Origin of the sequence: Streptomyces sp. NPDC047061 (genome assembly GCF_040643955.1) — a bacterium.
Taxonomy (GTDB): Bacteria; Actinomycetota; Actinomycetes; order Streptomycetales; family Streptomycetaceae; genus Streptomyces.
Genome location: NZ_JBEYVI010000005.1, coordinates 277,496 through 297,873, shown reverse-complemented (window position 1 = coordinate 297,873; position 20,378 = coordinate 277,496). Strand labels below are relative to the sequence as shown.

The 20,378-nt window shown below is 71.0% G+C and carries 16 protein-coding genes; 9 read left to right on the top strand and 7 right to left on the bottom strand.

Going from position 1 to position 20,378, the window contains the following annotated elements:
* Nucleotides 1-18: 18 nt before the first annotated feature.
* The gene (locus tag ABZ887_RS11825; RefSeq protein WP_361286456.1) at nt 19-612 is read left to right on the top strand and encodes a Uma2 family endonuclease; all 594 of its coding nucleotides are present in this window, start codon (nt 19-21) and stop codon (nt 610-612) included.
* A gap of 23 nt (nt 613-635) precedes the next feature.
* Here the strand turns inward: ABZ887_RS11825 and ABZ887_RS11820 are convergent, their stop codons facing one another.
* The 3 genes from ABZ887_RS11820 to ABZ887_RS11810 form a co-directional block, all read right to left on the bottom strand.
* The gene (locus ABZ887_RS11820; protein ID WP_361286453.1) at nt 636-1,271 is read right to left on the bottom strand and encodes a hypothetical protein; all 636 of its coding nucleotides are present in this window, start codon (nt 1,269-1,271) and stop codon (nt 636-638) included.
* A gap of 101 nt (nt 1,272-1,372) precedes the next feature.
* Entirely contained in the window at nt 1,373-2,974 is a 1,602-nt protein-coding gene (locus tag ABZ887_RS11815; protein ID WP_361286450.1) for an ABC transporter permease, read from the bottom strand.
* The gene (locus ABZ887_RS11810) at nt 2,971-3,873 is read right to left on the bottom strand and encodes an ABC transporter ATP-binding protein (RefSeq protein ID WP_361286447.1); all 903 of its coding nucleotides are present in this window, start codon (nt 3,871-3,873) and stop codon (nt 2,971-2,973) included. The genes ABZ887_RS11815 and ABZ887_RS11810 overlap by 4 nt, the downstream gene beginning before the upstream one ends.
* A 73-nt stretch (nt 3,874-3,946) precedes the next feature.
* Between ABZ887_RS11810 and ABZ887_RS11805 the strand changes: the two genes are divergently transcribed.
* Nucleotides 3,947-4,441, top strand: a complete 495-nt coding sequence (locus ABZ887_RS11805) for a MarR family transcriptional regulator (protein ID WP_361286444.1) — start codon at nt 3,947-3,949, stop codon at nt 4,439-4,441.
* 6 nt (nt 4,442-4,447) lie between these two features.
* On the opposite strand, the gene ABZ887_RS11800 is transcribed toward ABZ887_RS11805, so the two are convergent.
* Both ABZ887_RS11800 and ABZ887_RS11795 read right to left on the bottom strand, forming a co-directional pair.
* Nucleotides 4,448-6,871 (bottom strand): NACHT domain-containing protein, encoded by a 2,424-nt coding sequence (locus ABZ887_RS11800; protein ID WP_361286441.1) that lies wholly within the window; start codon nt 6,869-6,871, stop codon nt 4,448-4,450.
* A 289-nt stretch (nt 6,872-7,160) separates the two neighbouring features.
* Nucleotides 7,161-8,693: an APC family permease gene (locus tag ABZ887_RS11795; protein WP_361286438.1), complete on the bottom strand. Its 1,533-nt coding sequence runs from the start codon at nt 8,691-8,693 to the stop codon at nt 7,161-7,163.
* A 160-nt stretch (nt 8,694-8,853) separates the two neighbouring features.
* Between ABZ887_RS11795 and ABZ887_RS11790 the strand changes: the two genes are divergently transcribed.
* A complete protein-coding gene (locus tag ABZ887_RS11790) occupies nt 8,854-10,236 on the top strand; it encodes an ethanolamine ammonia-lyase subunit EutB (RefSeq protein ID WP_361286436.1) in 1,383 nt (460 codons plus the stop codon).
* Nucleotides 10,233-11,060 carry an ethanolamine ammonia-lyase subunit EutC gene (eutC, locus tag ABZ887_RS11785; protein WP_361286433.1) on the top strand — a complete coding sequence of 276 codons (828 nt, stop codon included), beginning with the start codon at nt 10,233-10,235 and terminating at the stop codon, nt 11,058-11,060. Before ABZ887_RS11790 ends, eutC begins: the two co-directional genes overlap by 4 nt.
* Here the strand turns inward: eutC and ABZ887_RS11780 are convergent.
* The gene (locus tag ABZ887_RS11780; RefSeq protein WP_361286430.1) at nt 11,038-11,886 is read right to left on the bottom strand and encodes a diacylglycerol kinase; all 849 of its coding nucleotides are present in this window, start codon (nt 11,884-11,886) and stop codon (nt 11,038-11,040) included. The two genes, eutC and ABZ887_RS11780, sit on opposite strands and share 23 nt — an antisense overlap.
* Before the next feature lie 198 nt (nt 11,887-12,084).
* Between ABZ887_RS11780 and ABZ887_RS11775 the strand changes: the two genes are divergently transcribed.
* The 4 genes from ABZ887_RS11775 (at nt 12,085) to ABZ887_RS11760 (ending at nt 18,303) form a co-directional block, all read left to right on the top strand.
* A complete protein-coding gene (locus tag ABZ887_RS11775) occupies nt 12,085-13,368 on the top strand; it encodes an adenylosuccinate synthase (RefSeq protein ID WP_361286427.1) in 1,284 nt (427 codons plus the stop codon).
* 163 nt (nt 13,369-13,531) lie between these two features.
* Nucleotides 13,532-15,364 (top strand): 5'-nucleotidase C-terminal domain-containing protein, encoded by a 1,833-nt coding sequence (locus tag ABZ887_RS11770; protein ID WP_361286424.1) that lies wholly within the window; start codon nt 13,532-13,534, stop codon nt 15,362-15,364.
* Nucleotides 15,365-15,646: 282 nt separating this feature from the next.
* Nucleotides 15,647-16,921, top strand: coding sequence for a DUF3500 domain-containing protein (locus ABZ887_RS11765; RefSeq protein WP_361286421.1), 1,275 nt, complete (start codon nt 15,647-15,649; stop codon nt 16,919-16,921).
* Nucleotides 16,918-18,303, top strand: a complete 1,386-nt coding sequence (locus tag ABZ887_RS11760) for a HupE/UreJ family protein (protein WP_361286418.1) — start codon at nt 16,918-16,920, stop codon at nt 18,301-18,303. Before ABZ887_RS11765 ends, ABZ887_RS11760 begins: the two co-directional genes overlap by 4 nt.
* Here the strand turns inward: ABZ887_RS11760 and ABZ887_RS11755 are convergent.
* A complete protein-coding gene (locus tag ABZ887_RS11755; protein ID WP_361286415.1) occupies nt 18,266-19,168 on the bottom strand; it encodes a helix-turn-helix transcriptional regulator in 903 nt (300 codons plus the stop codon). The two genes, ABZ887_RS11760 and ABZ887_RS11755, sit on opposite strands and share 38 nt — an antisense overlap.
* Nucleotides 19,169-19,309: 141 nt before the next feature.
* Here ABZ887_RS11755 and ABZ887_RS11750 point away from each other — a divergent pair, with 141 nt between their 5' ends.
* Entirely contained in the window at nt 19,310-19,936 is a 627-nt protein-coding gene (locus ABZ887_RS11750) for a YbhB/YbcL family Raf kinase inhibitor-like protein (RefSeq protein WP_361286412.1), read from the top strand.
* Nucleotides 19,937-20,378 lie beyond the last annotated feature (442 nt).

Below are 20,378 nucleotides of genomic sequence, written 5' to 3'. Positions count from 1 at the left end.
GGGGCCTGTGGAAGCACAATGACCTTCATGACACAGGGCACTTCGCCGCAGATGTCGGTGGACGAGTTCGAGCAGATCGAGGCATTCGCGGAACGGGAGATCGAGACGGTCCGATTCGAGTTCCTTGGTGGGCGGATCCAGGTGAGGAAGGGGATGAACGGCAACCACGGGTCTCTCGTCACCCACCTGATCCGGCTCTGGATGGAGGCCGCGCCGGGATTCGGGCTGTACCCGTCCCGGGGACTGAAAGTGGAGGCGTGTCGCCAAGGCCGTGTCCTGCCGGACGGCGTGCTCGCGCCGGTGGGCCACTTCAAAGGGCATGGCGATTGGTCGGACCCCGACGGCGTATTGATGACGCTTGAAGTCACGTCCGCCGACCCCGGTACCCACGCGTGCGACCGTGTGGTGAAGCCCCGGGCATACGCCGAAGCGGGTATTTCCCTCTATCTGCTCATCGACCGGGATGCCCGCCGGGTCGCTGTGCACAGCGACCCGGACCCGGAGTACGGATACCGGGACATCCACGTGGTGAAGCTCGGGGGCAAGGTCTCTCTCCCCGATCCCGTCGGCATCGAACTCGACACCGAGGAACTCAAGCAGTACATCGACTGAGAGTCCGCTGTCAGCCGGTCGCGTCACGTCTCCGGCAGGCTCGCCGCCACGCGCACGACTGCGTCGACCTGCGCGTTCAGCTCCACGAAATCACTCGGCCAGCCCTCGAACTTCACCCACAGCTCCCGGCCGCCCATCGCCACCGACTCCGCGTGCTCCCCCAGACCCAGTCGGTAGATCTTCCGGTACTGCACCCGTGCGGGCGACCGCTCCTCGGAGAGGCGGACCAGGACCGTCATGGGCATATCGGTGCCCGTCTCGGGGTCCCGGTGCGTGGAGCAGCTGATGCCCACCTCGACGCCGTCCCGGTGGCCCACAGCCAGCAGCGAGCCGCGAAAGCGCGGGCTCGCCGGCAGCTCCCACCCTTCCCCGTCGGCGGTGAACGCCGCCGGGTCGGTCTCGCAACGCCCCCCGTTGAGGCAGGCCCAGGCGAGCAGGATCACGCGGCTGTTCTCCCGCCGGTCCGCGCCGCGCTGGTCGTCGCCCAGCGGCATGACGGCGAGCAGGAACCCGAACACGAACATGCCGGCGGCGAGAGCCAGTACCAGCTGCCACGGAAGGCGCAAGAACAAGTCGCAGACGAGGAGGAGGACCGTCGGGAACCCTCCCAAGGCCACACCCGTGACCAGCGTGATCCGCGTATCGCCCGTAAGACTCATGTCATGCAGTAGACCACCGCTTGCTGCCAATTGCCCTTCCCCGGAAGGTGGTTGTGGCGCATGAACAGTCGGCCGTCGAACGGTTCACCCCCACCCGCCCCTCAGGCCGTGAGGTCCCGCCTCCGCAGGCCCGTCAGTCCCGCGGCCGTCAGCGCCGCCGCCAGCCCGAGCAGGAGCGCCACCGGCCCCCACTCCATCCCCCCGCCCGGCAGCTTCGGCAGGTGGCCGAAGGGGGAGAGGTCCAGGACGAGTTGCGGGGCGTTCAGGGCCGGGCCCACCCAGCCGATCAGGAGGACCGCCACGGCGACTCCCCAGGAGGCGGGGGCGCAGAGGCCGGGGGCCAGGCCGTACAGCAGCACCGCGAACCCCCCGATCACCCAGACCGCCGGGAGCTGTACCAGGCAGGCGCCCAGGACCGGGCCCACCTGCCTGCCGTAGCCGACGGCGAAGCCCGCTCCGGCGAGGAGCATGATCAGGGCCGATCCGGCGAACGCGATCGTGAGGTGGCCGGCCGCCCAGCGCAGGCGGCTCACCGGGCAGGCGAGGAGGGGTTCGGCGCGGCCCGAGGTCTCCTCGCTGTTGAGGCGGAGGACCGACGCCACCACGTACAGCGCGGCCAGCAGCCCCAGCGTCCCGATCATCGAGGCGAGGAACGCGTCCGTCAGCCCGTTCCGGCCGCCCATCCGCTCGAAGATCCGGCGGGCGTTCTCGTTGTCGCCGACCAGGTCGGCCGCGCCCTGGGTCAGGCCGCCGTAGACCACGCCGGCCAGGAAGAAGCCGAGCGACCAGCCGAGCACACCGCCCCGCTGCAGCCGCCAGGCGAGCGCGGCGGCGGAGCCGAGGCGGCCGGCGGCCGGGCCGGGACGGGTGGGGAAGAAGCTCATGCCGAGATCGCGCCGCCCGGCCAGGACGTAGGCCACCGCCGCCTGTGCCAGCACCGCGGCCGTGAACAGGAGCAGCACCCACCAGCGTTCGGCGGCGAAGGGCCGCAGGTTCTCCAGCCAGCCCAGAGGGGAGACCCACGTCCACGGCGAGGAGCCTCCCCCAGTGCCGAAAGCCTGGGAGGTGCCCCCAGCGGTCGCCGAGTCGCCCGCCGCGCGGAGCACGAAGGCCGCGCCCAGGACGGCGGCGGTGAGGCCCCTCGCCAGCCGGGCGCTCTCCGTGAGCTGGGCGGCGATCGCGGCCGTCGTCGCGAAGACCATGCCGGTGGCGGCCACGCCGAGGCCGAGGGACAGCGCCCCGGCCGCGCCCTGCCCCGCCAGGCCCGCGGTGACGATCAGGGCCAGCACCCCGTTGGCCACCGCCGCCGCCAGCAGGGCCGCGGTCAGGGCCGCCCGGCGGCCCACCGCGCCCGACGCCACGAGCTCCGCGCGACCGGTCTCCTCCTCGTCGCGGGTGTGGCGTACGACGACGAGCAGGCTGGTCACGGCCGCGAGGAGACCGGCGTACACGCCCACCCGCCACGCCGTCAGGCCTCCGAGCGAGGTGTCGTGGAGCGGGCCGATCAGGGCGCGGAAGGAGGCGTTGGTCTGCAACTGGCTTACCAGGTCGGCGCGTTCGGCCGCCGTGCCGTACAGGCTCCGCAGGGTGCCCGGCATGGAGAGGACCATCAGGGCGTTGACCGCGATCCACACCGGGGTCGTCACCCGGTCGCGGCGGAGCGCGAAGCGCAGCAGGGTGCCGGTGCCGACGAGGGCGCTCATCGGGCGACCGCCCCGTCCTGGTCCTGGTAGTGGCGCAGGAAGAGCTCCTCCAGGGTCGGGGGAGTGGAGGTGAGGGAGCGGACGCCGGTCTCGGAGAGCGAGCGGAGTACGGCGGTGAGCTGGTCGGTGTCGACCTGGAGCCGGACGCGGCGGCCCTGGACGTCGAGGTCGTGGACGCCGGGCAGGTGCGCCAACCCGTTGGGCGGACCGGCGAGTTCGGCGGTCACGCTGGTACGGGTGAGGTGGCGCAGGTCGGCGAGCGAGCCGGACTCGACGGTCCGGCCGGCCCGGATGATGCTGACGCGGTCGCAGAGCTCCTCGACCTCGCTGAGGATGTGCGAGGAGAGGAGAATCGTCCGGCCGCGGTCGCGCTCCTCCCCCACGCAGCGCTGGAAGACCTCCTCCATCAGGGGGTCGAGGCCGGAGGTCGGTTCGTCGAGGATCAGCAGGTCGACGTCGGAGGCGAAGGCGGCCACCAGGGCGACCTTCTGCCGGTTGCCCTTCGAGTAGGTGTGGCCCTTCTTCGTCGGGTCGAGTGCGAACCGGTCGAGCAGGTCGGCGCGGCGGCGGGCGTCGAGGCCTCCGCGCAGGCGGCCGTACAGGTCGATGACCTCGCCGCCGGAGAGGTTGCGCCAGAGAGTCACGTCCCCGGGGACGTAGGCGATCCGGCGGTGCACCTCCACGGCGTCCGCCCAGGGGTCGCGGCCCAGGATCTGCGCGGCGCCCGAGTCGGCGCGCAGCAGGCCGAGCAGCACCCGGATCGTGGTCGACTTCCCGGAGCCGTTGGGACCGAGGAAGCCGTGCACCTCGCCGGCCTCGACGGCCAGGTCGAGGCCGGCCAGGGCCTGGGTGCGGCCGAAGGACTTGTGGAGCCCGGCGACCGTGATTGCCTTCGTCATGGTTCAGAACGTACGCTTCTTTCAGAAAATTGTGAAGTTAAGGAAGTGTCTGAAGCTCGGATAGGGTGAGCCCATGACGGAAACAGCCGGCGGCCGGGACACGGAGGCCGTGTCGAAGTTCGTCGAGTCCTTCGCGGCGCAGCTCGTCGAGGCAGGGATGCAGCGCATGCCCGCCCGTATCTTCGCGGCCCTGCTCGCCTCCGACTCGTCCACCCTGACCTCCGCAGAACTGGGCGAGCAGCTCCAGGTCAGCCCGGCGGCGGTGTCCGGCGGGGTGCGCTACCTGGCGCAGCAGCACATGGTGGCGCGGGAGCGCGAGCCGGGGTCGCGGCGGGAGCGGTACCGGGTGCACAGCAACCAGTGGTACGAGGCGCTCACCAACCGCGAGGCCGTGATCAAGCGCTGGGAGACCGCCCTCAGGGAAGGCGTCACCAGCCTCGGCCCCGAGACCCCGGCGGGGCGGCGGATGGCCGAGACGCTCGCCTTCTTCGAGTTCGTGGACGGGGAGATCGCGGAGATGATGGAGCGGTGGCGGGTGCGCCGGGAGGAGCTGTTCGGCGCGGACTGACCCCGCTCATCCCTTCTCCTCCTGGTCCTTGTACGTCCGCGCCAGGTGTTCCTTGAGCAGGGCGTGGCGGAACTGGTACACGGCGCCCGAGTGGCGCAGGACGCCTCGGCGGTGGGCGTCCTTGAGGAAGGCGTGCACCGCCCAGGGCAGCCGACCGGTCAGCGGCAGCCAGATGCGGGCCAGGACCATCCAGTGGCCCCAGGCGGTCAGCGCGAGCCCGTAGGCCATGGCGATGCCGAGGCCGAAGTCGAGCGTGTAGAACGCCCAGTCCGGGAAGTTGCCGGCGCTCCCGAAGACGAGCCAGCCCACCACCCCGAAGACCAGAGTGTTCAGGAGCGACTGCTGGAGCAGTGCCGTGCGGCTGGTCCTCAGGAGGCGATCGGGGGCGTTGGTGGAGTCGGGCGGGATCGGGGCCGAGAGGGCTGTTGTCAGGGCGTACACGAGTCCGAGCATGGGCCCGTATCCGAGGCCGCTGACGAACGCGGAGACCAGCACGGTCCCGAGCCCGGCCCCGCCCCCCGTCGCCAGGTCGCTCACCAGCGGGCCCATGACCGAGAACACGAGCCCGCCCGAGAACGCGGCCGCGTAGCCGATCGTGAGCCGTGGCCAGATCCTCCGCCGGAAGTGCCCGATCACACCCTTGAGCCGCGGGCGTTCCTCCTCCGGGCCGCCCGCGCCGCCGCCGTAGGCGAGCCCCAGGGCCGGCCCGGACACCAGTCCGCCTACCAGACCGTTGCGCAGTCCGGCCAGGAGGGCCGGTACGAGTGCCGTTCCCGTCACGACGCCGTAGACGAGAGCGGCTGCGAACCAGGTGACGAACCCGAACCCGAATCCGCCGGTGAGTCCTACCGCCAGTCGGCGGCCGAGCGTCCTGCGGGACGGTCTCGTCCGGCCAAGGAGCCGCATGCTGACGCCGGAGGGTTCCCGCGCGCCGCCCCCGTCCGTGAACGCGTATACCAACCCGAACCCGATACCCGTCAGCAGCCCGAGGCCGGCTCCGTGCAGGGGCGCGGCCGCGATCCAGTACGGGGGTTTGGGCGTCACGAACGGCATGAGCGACCACACCACGACCGTGTCGAAGAGCCCGAAGGCGAGCCCGGTCACCGTCCCGACCAAGACCGTGCGCACGGGACGGCTCAGCGTTCTGCTGCCCAGCTCCCACCACTTGAGGTCATGTCCGTCGCCCAGTTGGTGAGCGAGATAGCCGAGCCACTCCTGGACCCGCGCACGGTCCTCGTCTTCGGTCCCGTCCCGGTAGACGACGGGAAGGAAACCGCTCAGCAGGCCGTCCTCGACCGTGTCGCGGGTGCCCGACCGCCCGGCTCTCAGCAACGCCTCCGGTCCGCGGGCCGCGCCCTTGGGGCCGCCGGTACCGCGCTCGCCGTGGACGATCGCGGCCAGGTGGACCATCAGGGGCGTGGACAGGGCGGTGCCCAGCGGGCCGTCGGGGTCGGCCGACATCTCCTGCCGCACCTGTTCCCAGCCGGATCCGGCCTTCGGCGGACTGCTGCGCCGCAGATACTCCACCGCGGCGTCGGGGGAGAGGCCGGCCAAGGTGATCACGGCGGCCCGATGCAGCCCCCTGGTGTCCAGCACGGCTTGCCGGTAGGCGTCGACGCGGCTGGTGAGGACGTACGGCCGGGAGGCGTCGTCGAGTTGGTTGCGGGCCTTGTCCCGCAGACGTTCGGGGATCTCGTCGAAGCCGTCCAGGACGGGCAGGATCAGGTTCCCGCGCACCAGCTCGTCCGCCAGGGTGGTCCCTCCGTCGGCGGTGAGGGCGCGCAGCCACGGCTGGTCGCGGATCAGCTGGCGGCTCAGCCAGGCGTCGAGCGAGTCCTCGTCCAGGTTCCACGACCCGAGGCTGAAGATCTCCGGTACGGCCGCGCCGGGTTCACGGCCCGCCAGCCGCTCCAGGACGAACCGCTGGCTGAGCACCGTCTTTCCCGAACCGACGTCGCCCAGCACCACGAGCCGGCTGTACGGAAGGCGTTCGTGGAGCTCGGCGATCCGGTCCAGATCTCCGGTCAGGTCCTCCGCGTCCCGGTCCCCCCAGACGTTCTCGGGGTGGTCCGAATCGAACGTCTCCTCGTCGGCCTTCGCCCAGAACACGGGCAACCGCATCGGGTCGTCGAGCCGGCGGAGTCTGGCCTCGGCCTGCCAGCGCTTCCCGACCGCCGAGGCCAGTTCGTCGGCCGCCCGGGCCAACTCCTCCGCCGTCGCGGCCGGTCTGTCCGCTCCCCGGGCCAGTCTGCGGATCGCCCTGGCCAGTTCGACCCACCACTGCCTGAGATGGACGTGGACGTGCACCGCGTCGATCTTCCGGGCGTTGATCTGCGTTCCGTCGCCGCTTTGGACGGAAGTCTGGTGGAACGCCGGTTCGTTGCCGGGAGAAGGACCGTCCCCATCGCTCCCGGCCGCCTCCTCAGCCATCCTCCCCCCGGCGCCGCCTGAACCACATCGCGCTCCCGGCACCCGCCGCGACGACGACGCCGACGGCGCCGACGAGGAGGCCGAGGGCGGCGACAGGTGCGGCCGCCCTGCGGCGGCCGACGGCCCTGCGTAAGCCAACTTCTGGGCGGGTAAGGCCAGTTGGTGGTTCATCCGACATGAGCGCACTTTACGGAGGCACACCGGGGGCGGCCGTGGGAACGGTGGAAGCTTCACCGCACGTCCATGACCGGCCGCCCCTGGTGTCCCGGGCGCCCCTGCTGTCCCCGCCCTACCGCTCCTTCGTCTCCTCCAGCACCGTCCGCCCCAGCAGCGCGTACCGCTCCGGTGCCCGGTGCTTGAGGTACTGCGCGTAGCCGACGCCCGTCGCCGCCACCAGCGCCACCAGCCACGGCGTCGCCTTCAGCAGCAGCGAGCCGGACTCCGTGCCGGCCGCGACGCCCATGTTGGACACCAGCAGGACGACCACGGCGAGCATCGCGACACCGCCGATGAGCGGGGCGGCGAAGGTCTTGAACCAGTGCCGGCTCTCGGGGTGGTTCTTGCGGAAGTAGACCAGGACCGCGAACGAGCAGACCGCCTGTACGACCAGGATCGCCATGGTGCCGAGGATGGCGAGCAGGACGTAGAGGGCGTTGTACGGGTCCTTGCCCGCGATCCAGAACGCGGCGATCAGGACGGCGGAGATCACCGTCTGGACCAGGCCCGCGATGTGCGGGGAGCCGTGCCGGGCGTGGGTGCGGCCGACGGTGCGCTGGAGCGAGGGGAGGACGCCTTCCCGGCCCAGTGCGTACATGTAGCGGGCGGCGCAGTTGTGGAAGGCCATGCCGCAGGCCAGCGAGCCGGTGATCATCAGCCACTGCATGAGGACGACCGCCCAGTGGCCGACGTAGTGCTCGGTCGGGTTGAAGAAGAGCGCGAGCGGGTTCGCGGAGGAGGCGGCCTTCACGGCCTCCGTCTCGCCGTTGCCGGTGATGGCCATCCAGGAGACGAAGACGTAGAAGACGCCGACGCCGAGGACCGAGATCATCGTCGCCTTGGGGATGATCTTCTTCGGGTCGCGGGACTCCTCGCCGTACATGGCGGTGGACTCGAAGCCGACCCAGGACCAAAAGGCGAAGAAGAGGCCGAGACCGGCGCTCGTGCCCTTGAAGGCGTTGACCGGGTTGACCGGGGCGAAGGTGAAGCCGTGCGGGCCGCCGCCGTGCAGGGCGACCGAGATCGCCATCGCCGCGAGGACGGTCACCTCGGTGCCGAGGAGGACGACGAGCAGCTTCTCGGCGACGCTGACGCCGAACCAGGTGCCGGTCGCGTTGATGGCCAGCATCAGGATCGCGAACGCCCACCACGGGACGTCGAGTCCGGTCTGGTCCTTGAGGGTCGTGTTGGCGAAGACCGAGAAGATGCCGATCAGCGCCGGTTCGAAGACGACGTACGCGAAGGTGGCGAGCAGCCCCGACGCCAGGCCCGCGGTGCGGCCCAGGCCGTAGGAGATGAAGCCGTAGAAGGCGCCCGTCGAGGTGATGTGCTTCGCCATCGACGTGAAGCCGACGGAAAAGATTGCCAGGACGACCATTGCGACGAGATAGCTCGCCGGGGCGCCGATGCCGTTGCCGGACGACACCATGAAGGGCACGTTGCCGGTCATCGCGGTGATGGGCGCGGCGGTCGCGACGGCCATGAAGACCACCCCGAGCAGACCGATCGCGTTGGGCTTCAGCCGGTGAACCGTGCCCTCACCGTCCGTCCCGCCGCTCTTCCCGCCTGCTTTCGTCGCCGGGGCGACTCCCTCGTCCACTGCCATCGGGGTGGCCCCTCTCCTGCTGTTCGCTGGCTGTACCGGACCGGAACTCTGTAGGCCGAATGAGTCGGTAGAGGGTCTCGGGGCGTTAAATGTTTGTCAACCAGACCTTTAGAAATCTGACGCAATCTGTCGGCAACACCCGGCTCGTACGGTCGCCGCCATGAGCACGTACACGGCCACCCTCGGCGGCGAACGCCACCGCTTCGACTCCCTGGCCCGCCTGCTGGCCGCCGCGAGCCCGGAACGCTCCGGCGACCGGCTGGCCGGCCTCGCCGCCGCGAGCGCCCGGGAACGGGTCGCGGCCCGCTGGGCGCTCGCCGAGGTGCCGCTCGCGACCTTCCTGACCGATCCGGTGATCCCGTACGAGGACGACGACGTGACCCGGCTGATCCTGGACACGCACGACGCGGCCGCCTTCGCACCCGTCGCCGGGCTGACCGTCGGCGAGTTCCGGGAGTGGCTGCTCGCGGCGGACAGCGGGGCGCTGGCCGCGGTGGCGCCGGGGATCACGCCGGAGATGGCCGCCGCCGTGTCCAAGCTGATGGGGAACGCGGACCTGGTCGCCGTCGCCCGCAAGGTGCGCGTGGTCACCGCGTTCCGCTCCACGATCGGCCTGCCGGGGCGGCTCGCGACCCGACTCCAGCCCAACCACCCCACCGACGACCCGGCGGGCGTGGCGGCCGCCCTGCTCGACGGCCTCCTCCTCGGCTCCGGCGACGCGGTGATCGGCATCAACCCGGCCACCGACAGCCCGAAGGCGGTCCGCGACCTGCTGGAACTCCTCGACGGGGTGATCGGCCGCTACGCCATCCCCACCCAGTCCTGCGTGCTGTGCCACGTCACCACCAGCGTGGACCTGATGGAGCGCGGCGCCCCGGTCGACCTGGTCTTCCAGTCCATCGCCGGCACCGAGGCGGCGAACGCCTCCTTCGGGGTGACCCTCCCGCTGCTCGACGAGGCGTACGAGGCGGCGCGCGGGCTGCGCCGGGGGACCGTCGGCGACAACGTCATGTACTTCGAGACCGGGCAGGGCAGCGCCCTGTCGGCCGACGCGCACCACGGCGTCGACCAGCAGACGGTGGAGGCACGGGCGTACGCGGTGGCCCGCCGCTACGACCCGCTCCTCGTCAACACCGTCGTCGGCTTCATCGGCCCGGAGTACCTCTACGACGGCCGGCAGATCCTCCGGGCCGCCCTGGAGGACCACTTCTGCGGCAAGCTCCTCGGCCTGCCCATGGGCCTGGACATCTGCTACACCAACCACGCCGACGCCGATGACGACGACATCGCCACCATGCTGACCATGCTCGCCGTCGCGGGCGCCTCCTTCGTGATCTGCACACCGGGCGGCGACGACATCATGCTCAACTACCAGTCGGCCTCCTACCACGACGCGTTGTACCTGCGCGAGGTGCTGGGCCTGCGCCCGGCGCCGGAGTTCGAGGCCTGGCTGGAGTCGATCGGGCTGCTGGCGGAGGACGGCGGGGTGCGCGAGGTCAGCGGCCATCCGCTGACGGCGATCGGAAGGGAACTGGCCGCATGACCGGGACGGCTGTCAGGAACGACGAGCTGTGGCCGCTGCTGCGCCGCCACACCCAGGCACGGATCGGTCTCGGCCGCTCCGGCTCCGCCCTCCCCACCCGGCACCGCCTGGGCCTCCAGGCCGCCCACGCGGCCGCCCGGGACGCGGTGCACTCGCCGTTCGACCCGGACGCGGTGGCGGCGGGCCTGCGGGGCCTGCCGACGGTACGGGTCCGCAGCGCGGCCGGCGACCGGCTGACCTACCTGCAGCGCCCCGACCTGGGCCGTCGGCTCGACCCCGTGGACCGGGCGCACCTGCCGGCCGACGGTGACGGTGACTGGGACGTCGTCTTCGTGGTCGCCGACGGTCTGTCCAGCCGGGCGGTGCACGAGCACGCGGCGGCGGTGGTGCGGGCGACGGCGGCCCGCCTGACCGGCTGGCGCATCGCCCCGGTGGTGCTCGCCGAACAGGCCCGGGTGGCCCTCGGCGACGACATCGCGCACACGATGGGTACGGCGCTGGTGGTCGTCCTGATCGGGGAACGGCCCGGCATGTCGGCGGCGGACTCCCTGGGCGCGTACCTGACGTACCGGCCGGTGCCCGGCGTGACCACGGACGCGGACCGCAACTGCCTGAGCAACATCCGGCCGCCCCTGGGGCTGACCTACGAGGCGGCGGCGGGCAAGCTGGCCGCGCTGCTGAGCAGGGGCCGTGAGCTGGGACGGACCGGGGTGGCCCTGAAGGACGAGAGCGACGCGGACGGCTTGGAGCCACTCCCTGCGACGTCACCCACTGCGACGTCACCCGCTACGACGTCACCCGCTACGGCGCCCCCGGCACCGTAAGCCCCCAGGCCCCCTCCACCACCCGCCACGTCCGGCGCCGTACCGGGCCCGTCACGCCGCCGTCGGCCCGGTAGCGGAAGTCCGAACCGGTCACCGTCACCGTGCGCCCGGCGGCCCGTACCGGGGTCGCCTCGGCGCCCACCGACAGCGGGCGCACCTCCACCTCGGCCAGCCCGTCGAGGCCGCCCGGGGTCACCGAGATGCCCTCCACGGGCTGGTCCAGGTCGACCACCGTCTCCCCGTCGACCTCGACCCGCAGCCGCGCGGGCGGCCCGGGGCGGGGCACGGCCGGGACCGGGCGGGGGCCCGACAGGGACCGTACGAGGTGCTGGTAGGGCCGCAGCCACCCGCGCGCCGCCGGCACCGGTTCCGGAGCCATCGCCACGGCCGCCAGCGGCGGTATCCGCAGTGCGCCCAGCACCACCCCGTCGCTGTCGTCGACCAGCAGGTCCAGGCGCCGTTCCACCCCGTCCAGGACCGCCCGTGCCGCCGCCACGGCACCGGCGGGCACCCCCAACGTGTGCGCGACGCTCAGCGCGCCCCCGACCGGGACCATGGACAGCACACACCCGGCCAGCTCCCGCCGGCGGTGCAGCAGGGTCACCGTACGGACCAGGGCGCTGTCGTCGCCGACGACCACCGGCCGCCGCGAGCCCCGGCGGGCCAGGACGCGGGCGAATTCCTCGGGGCCGTCCGGCATGCACACCTTCGTGGCCGCACCCGCGCTGAGCACGTCTTTCGCGATCCGGACGGACTCACCGTCCGTTTCCCGTGCCGCCGGATCGATGATCACCAGCAGCTGATCGGACGTCGCGAATGTCGCCACCTCGGTCGTGCCTCGCTTCCTCGGGTAGCATCACTGTGCAAGAGCCCCTTGCGCTATTGCGCCAGGGGCTTCGTCTATTCCGGGGCATCCGGGTCCGACGGTTGTGCGGCCAACGACGGTCGCGGTGGTACGCGGCGACGAACCCTACGCGTACGCCCCTGACCTTGGACATGCCCCGCCCGGAAGGGGTGTACGCGCGTGCCCGCACTTGTGCTGCTCGGTGCTCAGTGGGGTGACGAAGGCAAGGGAAAGGCGACGGACCTGCTAGGCGGATCCGTCGACTACGTAGTGCGTTACCAGGGCGGCAACAACGCCGGCCACACGGTCGTCGTCGGCGACCAGAAGTACGCGCTGCACCTGCTCCCTTCCGGAATCCTCTCGCCTACGTGTGTTCCGGTCATCGGCAACGGAGTCGTCGTCGACCCGTCGGTCCTGCTCTCCGAGCTGAGCGGTCTGAACGAGCGTGGCGTCGACACGTCCAAGCTCATGATCAGCGGTAACGCGCACATCATCACGCCGTACAACGTGACCGTCGACAAGGTGACGGAACGCTTCCTCGGAAAGCGGAAGATCGGTACGACGGGGCGCGGTATCGGCCCGACCTACGCCGACAAGATCAACCGGGTCGGCATCCGGGTCCAGGACCTGTACGACGAGTCGATCCTGACCCAGAAGGTCGAGGCGGCCCTCGACGTCAAGAACCAGATGCTGACCAAGCTCTACAACCGGCGCGCGATCGCCGTCGAGCAGGTCGTGGAGGAGCTGCTCGGCTACGCGGAGAAGCTCGCTCCGTACGTCGCCGACACGGTCCTGGTCCTCAACCAGGCGCTGGAGGAGAACAAGGTCGTCCTGTTCGAGGGCGGCCAGGGCACGCTCCTCGACATCGACCACGGCACGTATCCGTTCGTGACGTCCTCGAACCCGACCGCGGGCGGCGCCTGCACCGGCTCCGGTGTCGGCCCGACGAAGATCTCTCGTGTCATCGGCATCCTGAAGGCGTACACGACCCGCGTCGGCGCCGGCCCGTTCCCGACCGAGCTCTTCGACGCGGACGGCGAGGCGCTGCGCCGGATCGGCGGCGAGCGGGGTGTGACGACGGGCCGCGACCGCCGCTGCGGCTGGTTCGACGCGGTCATCGCCCGCTACGCGACCCGCGTGAACGGCCTGACCGACTTCTTCCTCACCAAGCTCGACGTCCTGACCGGCTGGGAGCAGATCCCGGTCTGCGTCGCGTACGAGATCGACGGCAAGCGGGTCGAGGAACTCCCGTACTCGCAGACCGACTTCCACCACGCGACGCCGATCTACGAGACCCTGCCCGGCTGGTCCGAGGACATCACCAAGGCGAAGTCCTTCGCGGACCTGCCGAAGAACGCCCAGAACTACGTCAAGGCGCTGGAGGAGATGTCCGGCGCCCCGATCTCCGCGATCGGCGTGGGCCCGGGCCGGGACGAGACGATCGAGATCAACTCGTTCCTGTAGAGCTGCGGTTGGACGACGCACTTGGGCCGGTCTTGGCAATCCTTGACCGGCCCTTGGGCTTTCCGTGGTTACGCCGGTAACGGGCGACGGCCAGCATCTACGCGGGTAGCCCGCCGCCTCCCGCCTGCCACACCCGTCCTCTCCGCCTTCCCAGGAGCCCTGAATGCCCGTCAATCCCATGAACCGCCGTGAGTTCGTGCAGAAGTCCGCCGTCACCGGCGCTGCGGTGGCCGTCGCGGGAACCGTCGGTACCGGCACCGCCCAGGCCGCCGAGTCCGGCCACGGCCACGCCAAGCCGCCGAAGGCGCCCAAGACCTGGTCGTTCTCCATCCTGGGCACCACCGACCTGCACAGCCACGTCTTCAACTGGGACTACTACACCAACGCGGCCCCGGTGGACTCCAAGGGCAACACGTACGGCATCGCGCGCATCGCCACGCTCGTGAAGAACATCCGCAAGGAGAAGGGCGAGCACCGGGTGCTGCTCGTCGACGCGGGCGACATCATCCAGGGCACGTCCCTGGCGTACTACTACGCGAACGTCGACCCGATCACCGGCAAGGACGGCAAGCGCGGCCCCAAGCACCCCATGGCGATCGCCATGAACGAGATGCGCTACGACGCGGCCGCCCTCGGCAACCACGAGTTCAACTACGGCATCGACGTCATCCGCACCTTCGAGAAGCAGTGCGACTTCCCGCTGCTCGGCGCCAACGCCCTGGACGCCAAGACGCTGAAGCCGGCCTTCCGGCCCTACACCGTCAAGCACATCAAGGTCCCGCACGGCCCGGACATCAAGGTCGGCATCCTCGGCCTCACCAACCCGGGCATCGCCCTGTGGGACAAGGACAACGTCTCCGGGAAGATGGCCTTCACGGGCCTGGTCGAGCAGGCGAAGAAGTACGTGCCGCGGCTGCGCGCCCTCGGCTGTGACGTCGTCTTCCTCACCGACCACTCGGGCCTGGACGGCTCGACCTCGTGGGGCGACGAACTCCCCTATGTGGAGAACGCGTCGAACCTGGTCGCCGAGCAGGTCCCCGGCATCGACGCGATCCTCGTCGGCCACACCCACGTCGATGTCCCGACGTACACGGTGAAGAACGCGGAGACCGGCGAGGAGGTCCTCCTCTCCGAGCCGTACTGCTACGGCTACCGCCTCTCCGTCTTCGACTTCGAGCTGGAGCACGTGCACGGCTCCTGGAAGATCACCAAGAAGACCGCCACCACCCTGAACAGCAACACGGTCGCCGAGGACCCGCGGATCACCGAACTCCTCACCGCCGACCACAACCTGGTCGTCAAGTACGTCAACACGGCGATCGGCACCTCCACGCAGAACATGTCGACGGCGGAGGCCTGCTGGAAGGACGTGCCCGCCATCGACTTCATCCACGAGGTCCAGGCGGAGGCGGTGAAGGCGGGCCTGTCCGCGGCGGACGCGGCGCTCCCGCTGATCTCGGTGGCCGCGTGCTTCAGCCGCACCGCCGACATCCCGGCCGGCAACGTGACGATCCGCGACATCGCCGGTCTCTACATCTACGAGAACACGCTGTACGGCAAGAAGCTGACCGGCGCCCAGCTCAAGGACTACCTGGAGTACGCGGCGAAGTACTACCACCAGGTTCCGTCCGGCACCGCGGTGGACACCGCCACCCTCACCAACGCCAACAGCTTCTGGGACTACATGTACGACACCGCGTCCGGCGTCTCGTACGAGATCGACATCGCGGCGGCCGAGGGCTCCCGCATCAAGAACCTCACCTACAACGGCGCGGCGGTCGCCGACGACCAGGTCTTCGTCGTCGCCGTCAACAACTACCGCGCCAACGGCGGTTCCGGCTACCCGCACATCGCAGCCGCGGAGACCGCGTACAGCTCCACCAACCAGGTCCGGGACCTGATGATCGCCTACGCCACGGCCAAGGGCACCATCGACCCGTCGACCTTCGCGGCCACCAACTGGAAGCTGACCCAGGGCGGCACGCCCGTCTTCTAGTACCTCGCCGATGTGCCATGCGGTGGCCCCACCCTCGGGTGGGGCCACCGCTTTTTCTTTTTCCCGAACAAGAGGGACCTGTCGATTTCATTTGTGGATTTCATTGTTTCTGTGAATCCTGAAAATCTTGCGCCGCCCATAAATGGACGCTGTTATCCGATCGGACTTTCGCATTGAGTGTCAACGTTGTTGTTGGTAATGTCCGCCGCGCGTTCCCACACTCTTCCGACCAGCCAACGGATGCTTCCGTATGGCTAGTTCGGCATGCCGAAGGGGTAGTCAATGAGCAAAGAAAGAACCCGCCTGGTCCGCTCCAGGCGGACTCGTCGGGCCGTACTCGGAGCTGCCACGGCTCTGGTCCTCGCCGGTGGTGGATTCGCCGTGGCGAATGCGTCCACGCCCGCCGGTGAGAAATCCGCCGCGGGCGTCCAGCGGCCGGTCGACAAGCAGGCCAAGGGCACCGCGGCCGTCGTCAGCGCCACCAACGCCTTCCTGAACACCCTGACCTCCGACCAGCAGGCCTCCACCCTGCTGGACCTCACCCAGGCCAACGCGACCGCCTGGTCGAACCTCCCCTGCGGCGGGACCTGCCGCCCCGGCATCCAGTTCAGCACCCTGTCGGACGACCAGCTGGCCGCCGCCGAGGCCCTGCTGAAGACGGCCCTGGGCACCGGCAAGGACACCGGTTACGAGCACGTCCTGCAGACCCTCAAGGCCGACGACGTGCTCGCCTCGGCCGAGAGCACCAGCTCCTCCTCGGCCGCACCGACGGACGCGCCCACGGCGACCGACTCGGCCTCCGCCGACCCCTCCGCCACCGCAACCGACTCCGCCTCCGCGGCGCCCACCGACGTCCCGACCGGCGCGCCGCCCTCCGGTGGCGGCGGCGCGGGCGGCTTCTCGTACGGCAGCGGCTACTACTACCTGGCGCTCCTCGGCACCCCGTCCAAGACCGGCACCTGGCAGCTGCACTTCGGCGGCCACCACCTCGCCGTGAACATCACGTACAAGGACGGCAAGGTCTCCGGCGCCAGCCCCTTCTTCACCGGCGTCGAGCCGACCAGCTGGACCGCGGACGACGGCACCACGTACGCGCCGCTGGCGAAGTTCCGCGACGGCCTGCTGAAGCTGACCGGCAGCCTGAGCACCTCGCAGCTGGCCGAGGCCAAGCTGTCGGAGTCGTTCAGCGACGTGCTGCTCGGTCCCGGCAAGGACGGCGACTTCCCGGAGACCAAGGAGGGCATCAAGGCCAGCGAGCTGTCGCCGAAGCAGAAGAAGCTGGTCCTGGCGGCGATCCACCCGTGGATCGCGGACGTGGACGACGCCACCGCCGCCCAGCTGATGAAGACGTACGCGAAGGAGCTCGACCAGACCTACGTCGCCTACTCCGGCGGCACCGGCCTGGACACCCAGGGCGACTACGTGCGCATCGACGGTCCCAGCGTGTGGGTCGAGTTCGTCTGCCAGAACGGTGTCGTGTACCAGGACCAGGTCCACTACCACACCGTGTACCGCGACCACACCCGCGACTACGGGAACGAGTTCTCCTTCTCATGACCGGACCGCGAAACTGGCTGACCAACGCCCTGACACGCCTGGTGGCCGGGATCGCGATCGTGGTGCCGGCGGCGCTCCTGCTCGGGGCGTCGCCGGCCGCCGCGCATCCGATGCCGCACTCGGTGGTGCAGCTGGACGTCTACAGGTCCTCGGTGTCCGCCCGGCTGGAACTGCCGGTCTCCGACTTCTCCCGGGCCAGCGGCATCGACCTCGACGACGTCACCGGCAGGACCGTCCCGGCCGCGCAGGCGAAGACGATCCGCGCCTACCTCGCCCAGCACATCCACCCGACCACCACCGGCGGCAAGGCGTGGCAGGTCGCCGTCGGCTCGATGCACCTGAGCGCCACCCAGCAGACGTCCACCGGCCCCTACCGCGAACTGACCGTCGCCGCGGTCCTCACCCCGCCCGCGGGCGCCGACGTACGCCACTTCACCTTCGACTACGACGTGATCGTGCACCAGGTCGTCACCCACGTCACCCTCGTGACGGTCCGCCAGGACTGGGCGAACGGCCAGGTCGACGGCAAGGGAACCACCCAGGTCGGCACCATCGAGCTGGACATCCGGCACATGAAGGTCCCGGCCCTGAAGGTCGACCTCGGCCCCGGCAGCGCCTGGCGCGGCTTCGTCGCCATGGTCGAACTGGGCGGCAACCACATCCTCACCGGCACCGACCACCTGCTCTTCCTGCTGATCCTGCTGCTGCCGGCCCCCCTCGCCGCGACCGGCGGCCGCTGGACCGGCCTGGTCGGCCCCCGCAAGGCACTGACCCGCATCGGCGGCATCACCCTCGCCTTCACCGCGGGCCACTCGATCGCCCTGGCCGCGAGCTCCCTGGGACGGCTCGACATCCCGTCCTGGCCGGTGGAGGCGTTCATCGCCGCGAGCATCCTGGTCGGCGCGATCCACGCGATCCGCCCCCTCTTCCCCGGCCGGGAAGCGGTCGTGGCGGGCGTCTTCGGCCTCGGCCACGGCATGGCGTTCTCCTTCGTACTGGCCGAGATGCACCTCTCCACCGGCCAGTTGGTCACCAGCCTGCTCGGCTTCAACCTGGGCATCGAACTGGTCCAGCTGCTGCTGGTCTGCCTCGCCCTGCCCTCGCTCCTGGTCCTCGCCCGGCTGCGCGTCCAGCCCGCGCTCCGCCTGACCGGCGCGACGCTCACCGGGATCGCGGCCCTCGGCTGGCTGGTCGACCGCCTCGGCCTGCCCAACCCCGTCGCCCGCGCCGCCGACAGCGCCGGCTCCCACACCACACTGCTGCTGGTCACCCTCACGCCGGCCGCACTCGTCAGCACCGGATGGACGCTGGCCACCCGCCTGCGCGGCACCCCACCGGGCGGGCTCAGGCCCCGATGGCGTGCAGCCCCGGACCGGTCATGAGCCTGCGCAGGCCGCCCTCGGCCGCCGGATCCGCCGGGGTGACGGCGATCAGGCACTGGTCCGAGCCGTCGAGGGTGGCCAGCGTGTCGTAGCAGAGAGCCAGTTCGCCGACGACCGGATGCCGGATGCGTTTGCGGCCGTGGGCGCGCTGCCGCACCGTGTGGTCCTCCCACCACGCGGTGAACTCCGCGCTCCCGTCCCGCAGTTCGGCGATCACCTCGTGCAGCCGCGGGTCGTCCGGGTGGCGTGCGAGGTTCGCCCGCAGGTTGCCGACCGTCTCACGGGCCACCCGCGCCCAGTCCAGCTGGACCTCGCGCATGCCCGGCTCCAGGAACAGCACCCGCGCGGTGTTGCCGCCGAGCTCCCCGGCGGTACCGAAGTCCGCGCCGAGCAGCGCCGTCGCGGCCGCGTTGTGGGCCAGCACGTCGAAGCGGAAGTCGACGACATAGGCCGGGATCAGCGGCATCCCGGCCAGCAGCACGCGCAGCGAGTCGCCGACCGGGGCGGACAGGTGCCGGGCCACCGGGGTCTCGTCCCGCGCGAGGAGATGCAGATGGTGCCGCTCGGACGGCGACAGCCGCAGCGCCTGCGCCACCGCGTCCAGCACGGCCGCGCCCGGCATGCCGACCCGGCCCTGCTCCAGCCGGATGTACCAGTCGATGCTGACGGCGGCGAGCTGCGCCACCTCCTGCCGCCGCAGCCCCGGCGTACGGCGCCGGCCCACGTCCGGCAGCCCGACGTCCTCGGTCCGCAGCCGCGCCCGCATGGCGCGCAGGAACTCACCGAGCTCGGCACGCCTCGGTCCCCGCTCACCCGCCACGCCCGCCGTCCCTTCCACGCCCACCACGCCCACCACGCCCGCCATGATCCCGACCCCGGCCGCGCGCTGTCGACCCGCGAGCCTGGTATCCCGAATGCCAGCAATCCAAGAGCCTTCCTGCCGCCGTCCCGCCTCCTTGATCGTGGTGCCACCGCAGTCACCCCACCCACCACCCAGGAGGGCACCATGAGAACGTCGATCCGAGCCGCCGCCGCGCTGACCGCGGCCGCCGCCGCCGTCACCACCGGCGTCACCACGGCCGACGCCGACACCCACACCGGCCGCGCGGACGACGGAGGGTACGGCTACACCCAGGTCCGCAAGGCCGTCCCCGACTCCGCCGCCCGGTTCACCGTCACCAGCCCCGACATCCGCGACGGCGGCACCGTCCCGGCCGACTCCTACGCGGGCGCCGCCTTCGGCTGCTCCGGCGACAACAAGCAGATACGGCTGTCCTGGCACGGCGCCCCCAAGGGCACCCGCAGCTACGCGGTCACCATGTTCGACCCCGACGCCCCCACCGGCTCCGGCTTCTGGCACTGGCAGACCTGGGACATCCCCGCCACCAGCACCGAACTGGGCTCCACCCTGCCGGCCGGCGCGGTCGCCGGCACGAACGACGTCGGCCAGACCGGCTACCTGGGCCCCTGCCCGCCGGCCGGCGACATCACCCACCACTACCGGATCACGGTCTACGCCCTGGACACCCCGAGCCTGCAACTGCCCGCGGCGACCCCGGCCGCACTCACCCGCTTCACCATGTCGACCCACGTGATCGGCACGGCGACGATCACGGCGACGGCGCGCAGGTAGGCCGTCCGGTCGGCCGTCCGGTCGGCCGTCCGGTCTGTCGTCCGAGGTACGTCCGCAGGGCCTCACGCCCGCCACCAACTGACCGTTGGGGCCGCCCGCTTCTCGGCAGTGTCGTGCTTCCACGGGCCGAGTCAAGGGCGCTCCACTCCGCTGCGCTGCGTTCCGCGTCGGCTACGCCGATGGGCCTCCGGCCCACCCTTGACACACCCCGCTCCACCACGGGTCAGAAGCGAGCGAGCGGCCCGGAAAGGCGGGGTCCCGACCGGCGTCCACGCCGACCGTCCGCCACACCCGCACCGCCGGCCGACGAGCGCGGACGGCCCACGGGGGGCACGCCGGCCCGGCCAAGCGGCGGGTGGTGGGTGGTGGGTGGTGGACGGCGAGCGGCGGGTGGTGGGTGGTGGGTGGTGGACGGCGAGCGGCGGGTGGTGGGTGGTGGGTG